Genomic DNA, 16336 nt, shown 5'->3' on the forward strand with positions numbered 1-16336 from the left:
CTTCATGAGTGAGACACCGTTCTGCCGCGACTGCCTGACCTATGCCGCCTCGCGGTTCTCTGAACGGTGCGCGGCGTGTGGCTCCCCCCGCCTGCTACGGCATAAGGAGCGCGACAGCCTGTCCATCGCCCACGTGGACTGCGACGCGTTCTTCGCAGCCGTCGAAAAACGCGACAACCCGGACCTTGCCGATAAGCCGGTCATCATCGGCGGTGGCAAGCGGGGTGTGGTAGCAACCGCCTGCTACGTGGCCCGCACCTATGGGGTGCGCTCGGCCATGCCCATGTTCAAGGCGCTGAAGGCCTGCCCTCATGCGGTGGTGATCCCACCCAACATGGAGAAGTACAGGATAGCCGGGCGCGAGGTGCGGCGGCTTATGCTGGAGCTGACGCCTCTGGTCGAGCCGGTCTCCATCGATGAGGCCTTCCTCGACCTGTCCGGGACGGAGAGGCTGCACCACGGTAGCCCTGCCGTGACGCTGGCTCGGTTCGCCCGCCGGGTCGAGGGCGAGATCGGCATCAGCATTTCGGTAGGGCTCTCCTACAACAAGTTCCTGGCCAAGATCGCCTCCGACCTGGAGAAGCCGCGGGGCTTTTCCATCATCGGCTGCCAGGAGGCTGCCGAATTCCTGGCGGACAAGCCCGTTTCCATCATTCCCGGCATCGGCTCCGCCGCGCAGGCGCGACTGTCGAAGGCGGGCGTGACCCTCATCTCCCATCTCAGGGACACCTCCTTGAGAACCTTGTTCGAAGCCCTCGGCCGCGATTCGCAACGTTTGTCCAAGCTCGCCTGGGGCGAGGACAGCCGGCCCGTGACGCCGGAACGCGAAACGAAAAGCATCTCGGCCGAGACGACCTTCGACACCGACCTGCGGTCCTTCGAGGACCTGGAGCCAATCCTCTGGCGCCTGTCGGAAAAGGTGTCGCGCCGACTGAAGGTCGCGGGCCTTGCCGGCCAAAGCGTGATCCTGAAGCTGAAGGATCGTGAGTTCGGGCTAACCACCAAGACTCGGTCCGGATTGCCGCCGACCCAGCTTGCCATCCGTTTGTTCGAAGCCGCCCGCCAGTTGCTCAAGTCGGCCTGCGATGGCACGCCCTTCCGGCTGATCGGCATTGGAGCGGCGGATCTCTGCGACGGGGCCGAGGCCGATCGCGGCGACCTGGCGGACCAGACCGTGGTGCGCCAGGCCCATATGGAGGCCGCCATCGACAGAATACGCGACAAATTCGGCGCGGCCGCCCTGCAGAAAGGTATTTCCCTCCGTAAACCTCAGCGCTGACAGGCGGCCGTTGCAGCAGCGCCCGGAACCTGGAGGCTCTGCAAATCACCCTTGAGGGCAAAGTCGCCGTAATCCAGCTTCAGCGCCCGGCTGATCCCGTTCTCATAGAGTTCGAAGGAAATGGTGTAGACCGGGGTCCGGTCCCCGTCGCCCTGCGTGAAGTAGCTGATGGTCACGGGCCACCGGGGAACCTTGGTCAAAGCCTCCTGCCGGGCCGGCTCCTCGAGGTTGTTGCCGGCTCCGGGCTCGATCCGCCGCCCGATCAGCGCCAGCGTGTCGTAGATCTTCTTTCCGTCGTCGGACCCGTCATAAACGCGAACCGACAAGGTGTTTTGGCCGCCGCGACCCGCTTCGATCAGGCGCTTGAGGTGCTCGGTTGGGAAGACCGGCTGCCCTGCCGCAGCAAACGTCGCGTTCCTCGGCTGCTTGAATTGCACATCAAGGTTGCCCTCCGGGCTGAGCTTGGCGTCGCCGTCGACTCCGTTGCCGGACGCTCCCTGGGATGACGAGGTGGACTTGAAACGCATGGACAGGCCGTCGCCCGTCTCGAAAGTCGCTGTCCGCGTGTCCATGGTGCGCGACCCGGCTTCCGTGCTGTCAAGAACCGTTACCTGACGATAGGTCAACGTGTAGCCGTCACAGGCATTGCCGCCGAAGTCCATCGCAATGCGGCCTCTCGCGTTCTCAAGGCTGCTTGAGCCCCCCGCGCGCATAAGGGAGAGGTCATAGACCGCCCGATGGGGCACGAGTTGCACCCCGGGCTTCGCCGTTTCGGCTGAAGCCGACGCGAGCATGGCAACCGATAGGCCCGACATCAACAGCAAGAAACGCATATGTCCTCCAAGGTCCCCCACCGGACAAAATAGAATCGTCCTGCGGACAGGGCAATGATCCAGCTTGCGTCTCTCTGGCTCATCCGCCACTAAGTTTTTGGATTACCGCTAAGCCGAGGCTTCCAATGAGCACAGTCGACAACAAACTTCAGGAATTGGGCATCACCCTGCCGACACCCGCAGCGCCCGTGGCGAACTATGTCCCGTTCGTGCGGACCGGGAACCTGATCATCATCTCGGGCCAGCTCTGCCTCGGCCTGGACGGCAAGCTCGCGGACGAGCACAAGGGCAAGCTCGGGGCCGAGATAGCGCCGGAAGTCGGCCAGCAAGCCGCCCGTCTGTGCGCCATCAATCTTCTGGCACAGCTGAAGGCCGCCGTGGGCGACCTGGACAAGGTCGTGCGCTGCGTGCGTCTGGGCGGCTTCATCAATGCGGTGCCGACCTTTGCGGGTCTTGCTCCCATCATGAATGGCGCGTCGGACCTGATGGTCGAGGCGCTCGGCGACAAGGGCCGCCACGCCCGCTCCACCATCGGCGTCGCGGCGTTGCCGCTCGACGCCTGCGTCGAAGTCGAAGGAATGTTCGAAGTCCAATGAGCACACCCAGCTGGCTCGTCGCGAAGCCCATCGCCCATCGCGGCCTGCATGACAAAGCCAATGGCGTCATCGAAAACACGATCTCGGCCGCGAAAGCCGCCATCGCGCGTGGCTTCCCGATCGAGTGCGATCTCCAGCTCACGGCGGATGGGGAAGTCATCGTCTTCCACGATTTCGAGCTCGACCGCCTGACCGGTGACAAGGGTCTCGTGGTCGAGCGCAAGCTTGCCGACCTGACGGCCATCGATATCACCGGCTCCACGGCAGCGGACAAGATCCCGTCGTTCCGGCAGTTCCTTGACGCCATCGATGGCCAGGTGCCCCTGGTCATCGAGATCAAGAGCAAGTTCAACGGCGACATGGCGCTCACGAAGCGAGCCTGCGAAATCCTCAAGGACTACCGCGGCCCCTTCGTGATCAAGTCCTTCGACCCCGAGATCGTAGCGGCTCTTCGCACCCTCGCGCCCGACGTGACGCGCGGGATCATCGGCGAACTGCACTACGCGTCGAAGAACGACAGCTTCATGAGCCCGGAATTGAAGAACCGTCTCGCGAATCTGCTTCATTTCGAGGAGTCGCAGCCGCAATTCGTCTCGTGGAAGGTGTCCGACGTGCAGTCCGCCGCACCTTACCTCTGCCGGGTGCTCGGCAACCTGCCCCTCATGACCTGGACCGTGCGCAATCCCGAGGATCGCGCCCTGGCCGAGAAGCATGCGGACCAGATGGTGTTCGAGGGTTTCCTTCCCTAAAGCACGCTCCGCGACCGGACGACCCTGCCTGTTGCCAGGATCTCGCCGAAGCCCTAGCTCTTCTGAGTAACGGCGAGATCATTTCATCCCAGTGGCATTTCAGGTCAAAATTGCTCAAGGCTTGAAGGCGGTCGAGGCTGTCGAGTGGGACGCCTGCGCCTTCCCGGGCTGTGGTTCGAACAGCGACGATCCGCAGAATCCGTTCGTCTCCCATGCTTTCCTGTCCGCCCTCGAAGAATCCGGCTGCGTGGGTGCGAAGACCGGATGGGCTCCCGTGCATGTGCTGGTGGAGGACGAGGCCGACCGTCTGATCGCGGCGGCGCCCTGCTATCTCAAGTCCCACTCCATGGGTGAGTATGTGTTCGACCATGCTTGGGCGGATGCCTATTCCCGCGCCGGCGGACGATACTACCCCAAGCTCCAGCTCGCAGTGCCTTTCACGCCGGTCACGGGCCCTCGCCTCCTCGTCAGGCCAGGGTTGCAGGCCGAGGATGTCCGGGCGCATCTGGTGGCGGGCCTGCGGACTTTGCGGGACCAGACGAATGCCTCTTCCATCCACGCGACCTTTCTTCAGGACGCGGACACCGAGACATTGGCCTCGATGGGGTTCCTCCGGCGCGACGACCAGCAATTCCATTGGTTCAATGACGCCTACGGGACCTTCGAGGATTTCCTTGCTGCGCTCGCATCCCGCAAGCGTAAAGCAATCCGGCGAGAACGCCGGGATGCGCTGCAGAACGGCATTTCAGTCGAGTGGGTCACGGGTCCCGAGATCACTGAAGCCCATTGGGACGCGTTCTTCGCCTTTTACATGGATACCGGCTCGCGCAAGTGGGGCCGCCCCTATCTCAACCGCGCCTTCTTCTCTCTGATTGGGGAGCGAATGGCGGACAGGGTTCTCCTCGTCATGGCCAAGCGCTCCGGGCGCTACATCGCCGGGGCCATCAACTTCATCGGCGACAAGCGGCTTTATGGCCGCAACTGGGGTTGTATCGAGGATCATCCCTTCCTGCATTTCGAGGTCTGCTATTATCAGGCCATAGAATTTGCCATCGCCAAGGGGCTCGACCGGGTTGAAGCGGGCGCGCAAGGGGAGCACAAGCTCGCGCGGGGGTACCGGCCGGTCATCACGTCGTCGGCGCACGACATTGCCGATCCGTCCCTGCGCCGGGCGGTTCAATCCTATCTGGAACAGGAGCGGCTTTACGTGGCTGAGGCTGCGGAGGAGCTGTCCTCGGCCACTCCGTTCCGTCACACGGATGAAGACTAGCCCTGCAAGTGGATGCGGCCTCCAGCATTCAGGTGGAGCGTACGGAAGCCCTCGTGGGACCGTTGGCCCGACCCTTCCGAACACCCTTGGCTCCAGCCGGGATTGCCGGATCCGGAACGCGCTTGGACGGTGACGCCCTCACCCATTCCAACTCCCGCGCCAAGGCATGCTCCACGCATCCTTGAATGTGATCGACCAATACCTTCTGAGCGGTGGAGAAATCCCGAGCCAGGGCGCTTTCGAGCAGTTTTTGATGCTGATCCGCTGCGATTTCACCGCGGAAGATCACTGCGACCATCTGATATCGGAGATACTTGTCGTAGATGGCCGCGTGAGTGTCGAGCAGGACCTTGGAGCCGCAGGCTGAGATCAGAGCGTGATGAAACTGCCAGTCGCAACGTTTCCAGATTTCAGGCTCTGAGCGGTCGCCGGCGATCATCCGCTTTTCCATGACAGAGAGCTTGTGGTGGGCGGCCACGACCCTCCCCTCCCAATCCAGGTCACCCTTCTGGAACGACTGCTCCAGGGCATGGCATTCCAGGAGCTGGCGCATTGCCGCCACTTCCCGGAAGTCCACCGCCGAGACCGGCGCCACCTCGAATCCCCGCTGACCCTCGGCAACAATCAGCCCCTCCGAACAAAGGCTATTGAGCAGCTCCCGCAGAGTGCTGATGCTCACGCCATAGGTCTCGCTGACCCGGTCAAGCTTGAGCTTCTCTCCGGGGCTAAGGCGACCGAATACGATATCCGAACGGATCCGCCGATAGGCGGCCTCGCCGACGGTTTCATTCTCGTATGGGTCCGCCAGCATGGCACGCTCCGTGAATCTTTATGGCGTGCGGCAGAAATCGCACGAGCGGCAGGCAACTTCAACCGACCGGACGCCAGCTTCGCATAATAGGCGCATCAACCTATATTTTAAAAAATATCTGAGAAAATCAGTTTGACCATATTTATTGGTGAAACTAGGGTCTTGTTGAACAGCACGCCAAGAGACGCCGAGTAAGGCGCAAGGCCCGCTAGACCTCCAGGGAGAGAACCACGTGACGATTCGCAGAACCTTCATCGCCACTGCCGCCGTGATCGGCTTTGTCGCCGCAACTGCGCCGAGCTGGGCTCAGGACATCCAAGAGCGGACAATCCGCTGGGGCCACCTGAACAACACCGACCATCCCGTCAGCAAGGGCGTTCAGAAATTTACCGAGATCGTCGCGGCCAAGAGCGGCGGCAAGCTCAAGATCAAGGAATTCCCGGCCAATCAGCTCGGCACCGAGCAACAGCAGCAATCGGCTCTGCGGGGCGGAACGCAGGAGATGCAGTCTCCGGCGACCACGTCCCTGGTCGGCATCGTGAAGGATTTCGGCTTGGTCGATTTCCCGTTCATCGTCAGCACGCCTCAACAGGCAGACGCCCTGCTCGATGGACCGCTCGGCACGGCTTTGCTCGCAAAGCTTCCCGAGAAGGACCTGGTCGGGCTCGGTTACTGGGATCTCGGCTTTCGGAACGTGACCAACAGCAAGAGACCGATCACCAAGGGCGAGGATCTCAGCGGAATCAAGATCCGCGTTATCCCGAATCCCGTCTATCTTGAGACCTTCAAAACCTTCGGAGCCAACCCGGTCCCGTTAAGCTTCAGCGAACTTTATACGGCCCTTGAGACCCGCGCCGTCGATGGGCAAGAGAACCCCTTCTCGGTGATCCTCTCGAACAAGTTCAACGAGGTTCAGAAGTATCTGAGCGTCACGAACCACACCTACAGCACCAACATCATCCTGGTGAGCAAGAAGTTCTGGGACAAGCTCTCCCCAACGGAGCAGAAGATCCTCCAAGAGGCCGCCATCGAGGCACGAGACTATCAGCGCAAGCTCAGCCGGGAGCAGGCCCAGCAGGCCGTCGCGGACCTTCGTGCGAAGGGGATGCAGGTCAACGAAATCCCGCAGGCGGAGCTCGCCCGCATGCGAGAGCAGACGAAACCCATCGCCGAGCGATTCTCCGCCGAGTACGACCCGGCCCTCGTGAAGCTGTTCAACTCCGAGCTGGACCGAGTCCACGCATTGAACAACTAGGCATCGGTTCAGGCAAAGCCCTCACGACATGGCTTTCCGGGCGGTCGCGGACCTGCATCGCGACCGTGCCCGATCGTCCTTTGGAGAACCCGCACGTGACGACATCCATCGCAGTCCTGAACGGACCATCGTTGAACCTACTAGGTGAGCGCGAGCCCCATATTTACGGCACGACCACGCTCGCCGACATCGAACAGATGTGCCGCGAGTGCGCGAGGGCTCAAGGATTGGATCTGCTGTTCTTCAGGCAGTCGAACCACGAAGGACAGATTATCGACTGGATTCAGGAAGCTCGCGGCAAGGCCGCAGGCCTCATCATCAATCCGGCGGGATTCACCTCGACGTCGATCGCCATCCTGGACTCGCTCAAGACGTTCAGCGGTCCAATCATCGAGGTGCATCTGAGCAACATCCACCAGCGGGAAAGCTACCGGCACCACTCCTACATTTCCTATGCGGCCACCGGGGTGATCATGGGCCTCGGGGCCCAGGGCTACGTTCGGGCGATCGACGCGCTGGCGACGATGCTGCTTCCGGCGAAAATCCCTGAGCTGGCCGAATAGACGGCGAGCATAGGCGGGCGTCCCGCCTCACGAGCCTTCGCTCGGGGTCAGGCTCTTGGAAAGCGCCTTTCATACTCGCTCTCGAGCCGCCCAAAGGTCGACCAGAAGGGTGGCGGCGCTTCATCATTGAGAAGCGTGGCGAGAATGTCGAGGTGGGTATGCCATCCGCCTGAGATGCTGAGCATCACAGCCCTGCCGGAAAGGCGTCGGTGGGTCAGGACAAGCAAAACCTTGTCTCCGTCCGGGGCTAGCTCGTAGGTCACCTCGGATGCCGCACCGTCCGTCCCACCCCAGGTGTGGCTGAGCAGTCGTGGCGGTTCGCATCGCGTAATCACGGCCGCGAAGCCGACGCCGTCCTCGTGCTGCTTGTACTTGTCCGGAATGGACTCAGGTATCGGCGACACAGTGGAATTCCGGAAGGTCAGCTCGACTCCACCTCCCATGCGTAACTCCATCGGGCCCGCCGCAAGCCATTTCGCCCGCTTGTCGGATTCCGTGATAAAGGCCCAGACCCGTTCGATGGGGCCTGGAAGCAAACGTTCGAAGCGCACCGTATCAGCCGCGCTGACGACGCCGTACTTGTCCATCGTATTCTCCTATGCTGGTCGTTCGACTTTGGGGACCAAGGGCGACTTGCGCGCCGGCTTCACGGATCGCTGTCTCGGGACTTGCGAGGATCATGCTCCAGCCTGCTCCGGTGCGATCGGCATATTCGGGCTCCGGCGGCTGACGCAGGCCGTGATTGGCGGCTCCTGGTTCATGGCTGCTCCTTATCCGTATCGGCGTTCAGTTCACGCTCCAGGGCATCGAGTCTCTCGGTCCAGAACCGCTCATAGAACCTCAGCCACTCGTCCGCTGCCGAAAGCGGAGCGGGATCGAGGCTGCACATGTGGGTCCGTCCCCTGACGGTGCGCCGAATAAGACCCGCGTTTTCGAGGAATCGCACATGCTTTGAGGCTCCCGCGAATGACATTTCGAACGGAGACGCCAGGGCCCCGATGCTTTGCTCCCCGGACGCGAGGCGACGCAGCATCTCGCGTCTGGTCGGATCGGCCAAGGCTTGGAATATCAGATCGAGTTGATCGCTTTGTTGAACCATAAGGTTTAATATACTGGTCCTGGAATTTTATTCAACCATTTGGTTTAGTTTTTACGCAAAAAATTGCCCCGCCTTCTCGAAGAAGACGGGGCATCTCTGTAATTTAGGCTTTCGGAAGGCTGGCCCTAGAGGTTGATGCTCCTGATTCCGTCGATGATCGCGCTTGGGGACGTGCCCAATCCATCGAGAGTGACCATGACAAGCCAGTAGCCGCCGAACAGGATGATAGGAACGAGGATCCATCCCAGGATTTCCTCGAACCACACCCGCCTGCGGCGGCGGCGGTAGCGCTTCTCACGCCAGGAGATCTTCGCCGGGGCGGAGGCTGCGGGTGCAGCCTCCAGACGGCCTTCTTCAAGCTCAGTCGTCATGCTCTAACCAGTGGTACCTTTGGCACGGTGCGGATGCCTCCGCCCCCATTACCACCGGATCCCTTCGGCTTCACCGACTTTTTCGGCTTGGCCGAGGAGGCCGACTTCGCTCGGGGCTTCTTCTTGGCATTCGAGACATCCTTCTCGGGCTTCGGCTTCACCGGCCCGTCCAGATATTCGAAGTCCAAGGTTTGAAGCCCGATGTCATCGGTTTTCACGACAACCTTGACCGCACCGCCGTCCTTGAGGCGACCGAACAGGACGCTGTCAGCGAGCGGCGTCTTGATCGTCACCTGGATCAGACGGGCCATCGGGCGGGCGCCCATCGCCTCGTCGTAACCATGCTCCACCAGCCAGTCGCGCGCCTCGTCGGACAGCTCAATGGTGACGTTGCGGTCGGCGAGTTGTGCTTCCAGCTGAAGCACGAACTTGTCGACAACCTTCTGGACGACCTCCTTCGGCAGGTGGCCGAACGAGATGATGGCATCGAGACGGTTGCGGAATTCCGGCGTGAACAGCTTGTTGACCGCCTCCGTGTCGTCCCCTTCCCGCTTCGTTCGGGTGAAGCCGTAGGCCGGCCGGGCAAGGTCGGCCGCGCCGGCATTGGTGGTCATGATGATGATTACGTTCCGGAAATCGACTTGCTTGCCGTTGTGATCGGTCAGCTTTCCGTGGTCCATGACCTGGAGCAGGATGTTGAAAAGATCCGGATGGGCCTTCTCGATCTCGTCCAGCAGCAGCACGCAGTGCGGATGCTGATCGATGCCGTCGGTCAGGAGACCGCCCTGGTCGAAGCCTACATAGCCGGGAGGCGCGCCGATGAGGCGGCTGACCGTGTGGCGCTCCATGTACTCCGACATGTCGAAGCGCAGGAGCTCAACCCCGAGGGACACGGAAAGCTGCTTGGCCACCTCGGTCTTGCCGACGCCGGTCGGACCCGCGAACAGGTACGAACCGATCGGCTTCTCCGGATCGCGCAGGCCCGCCCGGGCGAGCTTGATCGCCGAGGTCAGCGCCTCGATGGCCTTGTCCTGGCCGTAGACCACCCGCTTCAGGGTGTCGTTGAGGTGGGCCAGAACCTCGGCATCATCCTTGGAGACGGTCTTGGGAGGAATGCGGGCCATCGTCGAGATGGTGGCTTCGATTTCCTTGATGCCGATGGTCTTCTTGCGCCGGTTCTCGGGCAGCAGCATCTGGGACGCGCCGGTCTCGTCGATCACGTCAATCGCCTTGTCCGGCAGCTTCCGGTCGTTGATGTAGCGGGCCGAGAGCTCCACCGCGGCCTTCACGGCCTCGTTGGTGTAACGGAGCTTGTGGAACTCCTCGAAATAGGGCTTGAGGCCCTTGAGGATCTCGATGGTATCCGGCACCGATGGCTCGTTGACGTCGATCTTCTGGAACCGGCGCACGAGGGCGCGATCCTTCTCGAAGTACTGGCGGTACTCCTTGTAGGTGGTCGAGCCGATGCAGCGCAGGGTGCCCTGAGCGAGAGCGGGCTTGAGAAGGTTCGAGGCATCCATCGCCCCGCCGGAGGTCGCGCCGGCGCCGATCACCGTGTGGATCTCGTCGATGAACATGATGGCGTTCGGATGCGCCTCGATCTCCTTCATCACCTGCTTCAGGCGCTCTTCGAAGTCGCCGCGATAGCGGGTTCCGGCGAGCAACGTGCCCATGTCGAGGGCGAAGACGGTCGCCCCCTTCAGGACCTCGGGCACCTGACCGAGGACGATCTTGCGGGCCAGCCCTTCCGCGATGGCGGTCTTGCCGACGCCGGGATCGCCTACGAGAAGCGGGTTGTTCTTCTGGCGACGGCACAGAACCTGGATCGTGCGCTGAACCTCGCCTTCGCGGCCGATCAGCGGATCGATCTTTCCGTCCTTCGCCTTCTTGTTGAGATTGACGCAGTAGGCGTCGAGCGCGTCGCCCTTCTTCTTCGGACGGGCGTCGGATTCCTCCTGGGTCGGGCGCTCGTTCGCCTCTTCCTCGCTGCCTCGCGGCGAGCGGCTCTCGGAGAGGCCCGGACGCTTGGCGATGCCGTGGCTGATGTAGTTCACGGCGTCGTAGCGGGTCATGTCCTGCTCTTGCAGGAAGTAGGCGGCGTGGCTTTCGCGCTCGGCGAAGATCGCCACGAGCACGTTGGCGCCGGTCACTTCGTCCCGTCCGGACGACTGGACATGAATGACCGCTCGCTGGATCACGCGCTGGAACCCGGCAGTCGGCTTCGAATCCTGGCGTCCATCGGCCACGAGGTTCGCGAGCTCGCTGTCCACGTACTCAACGAGATTTCGCCGCAGGACATCGAGATCGACGTTGCAAGCCCGCATCACCGCCGCAGCGTCCTGATCGTCGATCAGCGCCAGCAGCAGGTGCTCCAGGGTCGCATATTCGTGACGGCGCTCGCCCGCGAGAGCGAGAGCTCGATGAAGGGCTTGTTCAAGACTGCGAGAAAAGCTCGGCAACGGACTATCCTTTGTGAGACGGTGTCTCGGCTAATTCTTTTCCATTACGCATTGCAGAGGATGCTGGTGCTTGCGGGCGAAATCCATCACCTGCGTCACCTTGGTCTCCGCGACTTCGTAGGTAAATACTCCACATTCTCCGACGCCGTTCTGATGGACATGCAGCATGATCCGGGTGGCGTCTTCACGGTTTTTGTTGAAGAAACGCTCCAGCACATGCACCACGAACTCCATGGGAGTGTAATCGTCGTTCAAGAGGAGAACGCGGTACAGGTTCGGGCGTTTCGTCCGCGGCTTGGCTTTTGTGACGATGGCGGTATTCGAACGTCCGCCGTCATCGCCACCGCCGGGAGGCTGGGACCCGCCGGCGGATACGAGAAAGTGCCCCGACCGGGCCAGAGCGCCCTGATTCAACCGCAGCATGCTAATAGGACCGACCCTCTTTTTGTTATGAGCCGCGATCTCGACCTTCGTCGCGACCACTGCGCTCCACCGAATGTATAGTCCCTCCGTTCGGTTCGCTAGATCAACCAGATGGGTCGTCGCAGGTCCGTGATGAAGAGCGACATCTTGGCCATGGGCTAGATGGGCGACCGAAGGTCGCGAGGGTGCAGCAGTCCCTGAAACGAAAAACGCCCGGCGCAGCGGCCGGGCGTCATTCAAAGGCAGGTGCCTAAAAGTTTTAGGTCAGGCGGTCCGCTTGGCCAGCAGCCCTTCATAGGGCTTGATGGTCTCGGTCGCGAGGGTGGAGTAGAGCGCGCCCATTCTGGCCGACTGGCTAACCAGGTTGTCGTAAGCGCCCTTCAGGTAGTCGGTCTGAATTTCGACGGCCTTGTCGAGCGTCCGGACGCCGAACAGCTTCTCGAGCGTGGACGAGCTGTGCTCGAACGACTTCTTGGCGAACTCGGCGGTCTCGGTCGCGATGGCCTGAGCGTTGCTGGAGAAAGCGCCGAGCGCCTTCACGGCGGCATCCACGTTGTCCTGACCCAGCTTCTGGATTTGGTCGAGCGATTGAAGCATCATGAACCCCATCAATTGAAAATCGGCCGGGCATGACGCCGAGGCCTGACGATCACATATCTTAGGTGCATCGCACAAATTATGTCAAGAAAATTGTGCACTGCACAATAACTCGACCATTGCTCTGATCCCTGTTAACGCCCCCGTAACCGCAACCTCTTACGGTTGGTGACTGTGTCGCGTCGGCAACGATCTCCACCAAGGAGCGGCTGGCGCAGGGGCCTGAGACCAAACGAACAGGGATGTTTAAGGATGAACTCAGTTTGGGCAGGACGTCGAAGAGCGTTGGCTTGCTTCGGCGTCGCAGCGTCAGTCGCCATTGCTCTTTCCTCCCCGGCCGAAGCCGCGCGCCGCAAGGCCAAGCCGTCCGGTGGGGGCTACAGCCCTCCATACGCCTCCATCGTGGTCGATTCCAAGACGGGTAAGATCCTTCAGGGCGAGAACATCAACGAGCCTCGTATCCCGGCGTCGATCACGAAGGTCATGAGCCTTTATCTCTTGTTCGAGCAGCTTGAGCGCGGCCGCGTTCGCCTCGACACTCCCTTTACGGTTTCGTCCTACGCTTCGAGCCAGGCTCCGACGAAGCTCGGCCTGCGGCCCGGATCGACCATCGAGGTCGAGGATGCCATCAAGGCTATGGTGACGCTCTCGGCCAACGACGTCTCGGTGGTCGTGGCGGAGAACATCGCTGGATCGGAAGACGCCTTCGCTGAAATGATGACGCGCAAGGCCCGGGAACTCGGCATGAGCTCAACGGCCTTCTACAATCCGCACGGTCTCCCGCACTCGCCGCCCAACATCACTACCGCGCATGATCTCTCGATCCTTGGGCGGGCGATCCAGGATCGTTTTCCGAAGTATTTCGGCTATTTCTCGACCCGGTCGTTCCAGTACGGATCGCGCACCATCCGGGGCCACAACCGGCTCCTTGGCAAGGTCGAAGGCGTGGACGGCATCAAGACCGGCTATACGCGTCTCTCGGGTTTCAACCTGCTCACCTCCGTGAACACCGACACCCGCAGCGTCGTCGCCGTGGTGCTTGGCGGCCGTTCCGGCGCCTCACGTGACCGGCAGATGGCCTCCCTGATCGACGATCATCTGCCCCGCGCCTATGCGGGAACGCGGATTGCCCCACCCGTGGTCGGCGGCGGACAGCCGACGATGGTCGCGGACGCACCCGCGCCGCGCGTGGCGGACAGGAATGTCGAGACAACCGCCTCGGCTTCCCCAGCTCCCGTGAAGGTGGCGTCGGCAACTCCCGAGGCGCCAGCTCCGCAGGTGGCGCCCGAGCGCAAGCCGCTCGATTTGAACGCACTCCGGCCCGTCGTGGCCTCGGCATCGGGCGCGAGCTCGACCACCACGCCGTCCTCCAGCTCGACCGTCCGGTGGCAGAAGGGACCCGACGCGGTTCCCCAGAATACGCAGTCCTTCGCGGCCCTTCCGGCCGACGTCGTCCGGACGCAGCCTGCCCCGGCACCGAAACCCGCCGTCCAAGCGAAGATCGAGGACCGCGGCCCGGCAAGCCCGGTAGCGCCGGTGAAGGTCGCCAAGGCTGAAGTCCCCGAGGTCAAGAAGGTCGAGCGCCCCACCGTGACCGGATGGGTGATCCAGCTCGGAGCTACGGATGATGAGACGAAGGCCAAGGCAATGCTCGACTCGGCACGCTCACGCTCTGGAAAGCTCTTGGCCAAGGCCTCACCGTTCACCGAAAAGGTCACCAAGGACGGGAGCACTCTCTATCGCGCCCGCTTCTCCGGCTTCGACGAGTCGGGAGACGCCGAAAAGGCTTGCAAGACCTTGAAGAAGAGCGGCTTTGCCTGCTTCGCCTCGCGCGGCTAGAGCATCGGATCAGACAATGGATTCCGCGTTTGGGATCCGTCCGATGTTCAGGTTTGTACTCTGCGCATGATGCGCTGATGACGACCCGCCGGCGCGCTTATAGCGCCGGCGACCTTTCCCAGTAACCGGATCGCGCGTGGAGTATCAGCGATGTCGGCTCAGCAAGGTTTCTCTGGCCTGGTTCACTCGGGTCGCGAGATACGCCGTTCCCCCCTGGTCGGGGTGGAGCTTCTTCATCAGCGTCCGATAAGCTTTTTGGACCTCGTCGACGCTCGCGCCCGGTTGAAGCCCCAGGACCTGATAGGCTTCATCTTTCGACATTACGCTCGAACGCGCGTGAGTGCGCGTCCGCGTGTCGCGATCTCCCTGAGCGTATTCGCGCCAACCGGCAAACCGGCGGTCAAAATAAGCCTCTAGGAGCGACACGCCTTCAGGATCGAACGCGCTGCATTCCTCGTGGAGGCGGCGCAAGCTCTTCTGGTCGAGCTCGGACAATGGCCTGCCGACGAAAGCGCCGGCGAGGACCGTGCCCTCGATCCGACCAGACGCGTGGTCAATTTCCATCTCGATCATGGCGGAGCGGATGCGTGAAAATCGGCCGGCTGACGCGCCCTGTTTTCGCCGCCACGGGCCCGGCAGGCTGATCCCGGACCAACCAAGCGCCCAGGCGCCGAAGCTCCCCAGGAGGAGCGCCGTTCCGATTTGCCCCTTGGCGCCGAGAATAGCCGCGACGCCAAGCGCTGCGACTCCGGCGACGACCTTAAGGGCTTTTGCCACAGCGGCCGTATCTGATCGTACGAAGGCTTTGGAAAGCCACCAGAGAAGCGCCGCGACTGCAAGCCCGTACAGCAGCATCATGTCAATCACCCCGTCCTGTCATGTGGGCGGGAACGGAGCGGTTGTAAATGCGTCCCAGCAGGAACCCGTTCGGCTTTATGATGCAAATGCGGGTGAGATGACCTCACCCGCTTGGTTGTTTTCAGTGGAGAAGGCGACCCGGACTGCGCTGACTTTCCCGCTCCCACGCCTGGATCACAACCCCGTTGATGCCGACATCATGCAGCCGGTCGCTCAGATCGATGAAGTGACGCTCGGTGGTCTCGACATCGATTTCGATCTCGATCTGATCGTTTTCGACGTGGGTTTCTTCGGAGGCGTCAAGTTCCAAGGCAGCATAGCGCTCATAGGCGGCCGACATCTCGGCATAAGCGAACGCAACCGGAAGTGTGCGGAAAATTGTTGAAAACTCCTCGTCTAAATCGCCAGTCGCCAGATCACGCATTTGGACGAGATACCCGTCGTCATGCTCGCACACTTCATAACGCCAGTGCCGACCTTCGGATGCTGCTAGAAGCATCGCCACCTCCACTCAACTGAACTGCTGAGCCAATGCGAATCGAGGCTTTGCGGTTCCAAGGGGGCGGCTAGCTAAAAGGTCTAGCGCCGGACGCCCATCTCGGCCCGAACACGACCCCCGATCTGCACCTTGGTGCCATTGCCGAGATCGATCATTCCGTTGTCATTCCGAAGGCGCGCCTGCTCATTCGTCCTGCCGGTGCCGGTCCGAACCGGGTCCTTGCATTCGGCCGGAAGCTGAACGCGAACGCCCTCCGGAAGGTCGGGAGTGCGGCACTCTTTCGCAACCGCGGGCCCAGCGCCAAGCGCCGCAATAGCCAGAAGGGCAAAAAACCTCATGATCGTCTCCATAGATCGACACCCGCTACAGCAGGCCCAGCTCGGCCAGCTGCCGTCGCATATCCTCGGGCATTCGCGCAAGATCGCTCGCTTCCGGATCGATATCGCGGGGCGCATCCTTGAGAGCGAGGTAGCGCCAGCCCTGGAAGGGCCGATATGGGCGCGGCTCGACGGGCACGACCACTGGCTCGAGCACCAGGCGGCAGCGCCCGATCCCGTCGCCGTCGGTGAAGGGCCGAACGTCCAGCAGAGCTTGTCGGCACGCAACCTGACCGCGTATGACCCAGAACAGGGAGCCGCCCGCCAGCAGCTCGTCCATGCGCTTGGGCACCATACGAGTAGTATGGGTCTGCTCGTATTCGCGGCCGAGGCGCCGGAAATGGGACCGGTTTTCCTCGATCCAATCCTCGAGATCGGTGATCGTGTCGCAGCCGACGCAGAGCTTGATCAGGTGAAGTGACATCTGCATGTTCAACCACGCGCGCAAGGGGCCGGAA

At 61.9% G+C, this 16336-nt stretch carries 19 protein-coding genes; 7 read left to right on the forward strand and 12 right to left on the reverse strand.

Going from position 1 to position 16336, the window contains the following annotated elements; all coding sequences use genetic code 11:
- Positions 1 to 4 precede the first annotated feature (4 nt).
- On the forward strand, positions 5 to 1279 hold the full coding sequence (locus DRB19_RS07560; protein WP_114185432.1) for a DNA polymerase IV: 1275 nt from the start codon (positions 5 to 7) through the stop codon (positions 1277 to 1279).
- Here the strand turns inward: DRB19_RS07560 and DRB19_RS07565 are convergent.
- Complete coding sequence (locus DRB19_RS07565; RefSeq protein WP_114185433.1) at positions 1270 to 2112, reverse strand: cell envelope integrity EipB family protein; 843 nt, start codon at positions 2110 to 2112, stop codon at positions 1270 to 1272. The two genes, DRB19_RS07560 and DRB19_RS07565, sit on opposite strands and share 10 nt — an antisense overlap.
- A gap of 125 nt (positions 2113 to 2237) precedes the next feature.
- Between DRB19_RS07565 and DRB19_RS07570 the strand changes: the two genes are divergently transcribed.
- The 3 genes from DRB19_RS07570 (at position 2238) to DRB19_RS07580 (ending at position 4727) form a co-directional block, all read left to right on the forward strand.
- Entirely contained in the window at positions 2238 to 2708 is a 471-nt protein-coding gene (locus tag DRB19_RS07570) for a RidA family protein (RefSeq protein ID WP_114185434.1), read from the forward strand.
- Complete coding sequence (locus tag DRB19_RS07575; protein WP_114185435.1) at positions 2705 to 3457, forward strand: glycerophosphodiester phosphodiesterase family protein; 753 nt, start codon at positions 2705 to 2707, stop codon at positions 3455 to 3457. Before DRB19_RS07570 ends, DRB19_RS07575 begins: the two co-directional genes overlap by 4 nt.
- A gap of 91 nt (positions 3458 to 3548) precedes the next feature.
- Complete coding sequence (locus tag DRB19_RS07580; RefSeq protein WP_114185436.1) at positions 3549 to 4727, forward strand: GNAT family N-acetyltransferase; 1179 nt, start codon at positions 3549 to 3551, stop codon at positions 4725 to 4727.
- Between the two features lie 28 nt (positions 4728 to 4755).
- Here DRB19_RS07580 and DRB19_RS07585 read toward each other — a convergent pair whose 3' ends face one another.
- The gene (locus DRB19_RS07585) at positions 4756 to 5538 is read right to left on the reverse strand and encodes a GntR family transcriptional regulator (RefSeq protein ID WP_114185437.1); all 783 of its coding nucleotides are present in this window, start codon (positions 5536 to 5538) and stop codon (positions 4756 to 4758) included.
- A 232-nt stretch (positions 5539 to 5770) separates the two neighbouring features.
- Between DRB19_RS07585 and DRB19_RS07590 the strand changes: the two genes are divergently transcribed.
- Together DRB19_RS07590 and aroQ are read left to right on the forward strand one after the other, a co-directional pair.
- Positions 5771 to 6793 carry a TRAP transporter substrate-binding protein gene (locus DRB19_RS07590; RefSeq protein WP_245439316.1) on the forward strand — a complete coding sequence of 341 codons (1023 nt, stop codon included), beginning with the start codon at positions 5771 to 5773 and terminating at the stop codon, positions 6791 to 6793.
- A gap of 95 nt (positions 6794 to 6888) precedes the next feature.
- Positions 6889 to 7356, forward strand: coding sequence for a type II 3-dehydroquinate dehydratase (gene aroQ, locus DRB19_RS07595; protein ID WP_114185438.1), 468 nt, complete (start codon positions 6889 to 6891; stop codon positions 7354 to 7356).
- Between the two features lie 47 nt (positions 7357 to 7403).
- Here the strand turns inward: aroQ and DRB19_RS07600 are convergent, their stop codons facing one another.
- From DRB19_RS07600 to DRB19_RS07625, 6 genes are all read right to left on the reverse strand, one after another.
- On the reverse strand, positions 7404 to 7943 hold the full coding sequence (locus DRB19_RS07600; RefSeq protein WP_114185439.1) for an SRPBCC family protein: 540 nt from the start codon (positions 7941 to 7943) through the stop codon (positions 7404 to 7406).
- Between the two features lie 170 nt (positions 7944 to 8113).
- On the reverse strand, positions 8114 to 8455 hold the full coding sequence (locus DRB19_RS07605) for an ArsR/SmtB family transcription factor (protein WP_170148913.1): 342 nt from the start codon (positions 8453 to 8455) through the stop codon (positions 8114 to 8116).
- A 125-nt stretch (positions 8456 to 8580) separates the two neighbouring features.
- The gene (locus DRB19_RS07610; RefSeq protein WP_114185441.1) at positions 8581 to 8826 is read right to left on the reverse strand and encodes a hypothetical protein; all 246 of its coding nucleotides are present in this window, start codon (positions 8824 to 8826) and stop codon (positions 8581 to 8583) included.
- Positions 8823 to 11285, reverse strand: a complete 2463-nt coding sequence (gene clpA, locus DRB19_RS07615) for an ATP-dependent Clp protease ATP-binding subunit ClpA (protein WP_114185442.1) — start codon at positions 11283 to 11285, stop codon at positions 8823 to 8825. The genes DRB19_RS07610 and clpA overlap by 4 nt, the downstream gene beginning before the upstream one ends.
- Positions 11286 to 11315: 30 nt before the next feature.
- On the reverse strand, positions 11316 to 11708 hold the full coding sequence (clpS, locus tag DRB19_RS07620) for an ATP-dependent Clp protease adapter ClpS (RefSeq protein WP_174799923.1): 393 nt from the start codon (positions 11706 to 11708) through the stop codon (positions 11316 to 11318).
- A gap of 264 nt (positions 11709 to 11972) precedes the next feature.
- Positions 11973 to 12308 carry a phasin family protein gene (locus DRB19_RS07625; protein WP_245439317.1) on the reverse strand — a complete coding sequence of 112 codons (336 nt, stop codon included), beginning with the start codon at positions 12306 to 12308 and terminating at the stop codon, positions 11973 to 11975.
- Between the two features lie 249 nt (positions 12309 to 12557).
- Between DRB19_RS07625 and DRB19_RS07630 the strand changes: the two genes are divergently transcribed.
- Complete coding sequence (locus DRB19_RS07630) at positions 12558 to 14144, forward strand: D-alanyl-D-alanine carboxypeptidase (RefSeq protein ID WP_114185443.1); 1587 nt, start codon at positions 12558 to 12560, stop codon at positions 14142 to 14144.
- Positions 14145 to 14288: 144 nt separating this feature from the next.
- Here the strand turns inward: DRB19_RS07630 and DRB19_RS31470 are convergent, their stop codons facing one another.
- The 4 genes from DRB19_RS31470 to DRB19_RS07650 form a co-directional block, all read right to left on the reverse strand.
- Positions 14289 to 15002: a J domain-containing protein gene (locus tag DRB19_RS31470; protein ID WP_114185487.1), complete on the reverse strand. Its 714-nt coding sequence runs from the start codon at positions 15000 to 15002 to the stop codon at positions 14289 to 14291.
- 121 nt (positions 15003 to 15123) lie between these two features.
- Positions 15124 to 15501, reverse strand: coding sequence for a hypothetical protein (locus DRB19_RS07640; protein WP_114185444.1), 378 nt, complete (start codon positions 15499 to 15501; stop codon positions 15124 to 15126).
- Between the two features lie 80 nt (positions 15502 to 15581).
- Positions 15582 to 15839 carry a hypothetical protein gene (locus DRB19_RS07645; protein ID WP_114185445.1) on the reverse strand — a complete coding sequence of 86 codons (258 nt, stop codon included), beginning with the start codon at positions 15837 to 15839 and terminating at the stop codon, positions 15582 to 15584.
- Positions 15840 to 15864: 25 nt separating this feature from the next.
- The gene (locus DRB19_RS07650; protein ID WP_114185446.1) at positions 15865 to 16302 is read right to left on the reverse strand and encodes a DUF1489 family protein; all 438 of its coding nucleotides are present in this window, start codon (positions 16300 to 16302) and stop codon (positions 15865 to 15867) included.
- Positions 16303 to 16336 lie beyond the last annotated feature (34 nt).

It is taken from the genome of Microvirga aerophila (assembly GCF_003332305.1).
Taxonomy (GTDB): domain Bacteria; phylum Pseudomonadota; class Alphaproteobacteria; order Rhizobiales; family Beijerinckiaceae; genus Microvirga; species Microvirga aerophila.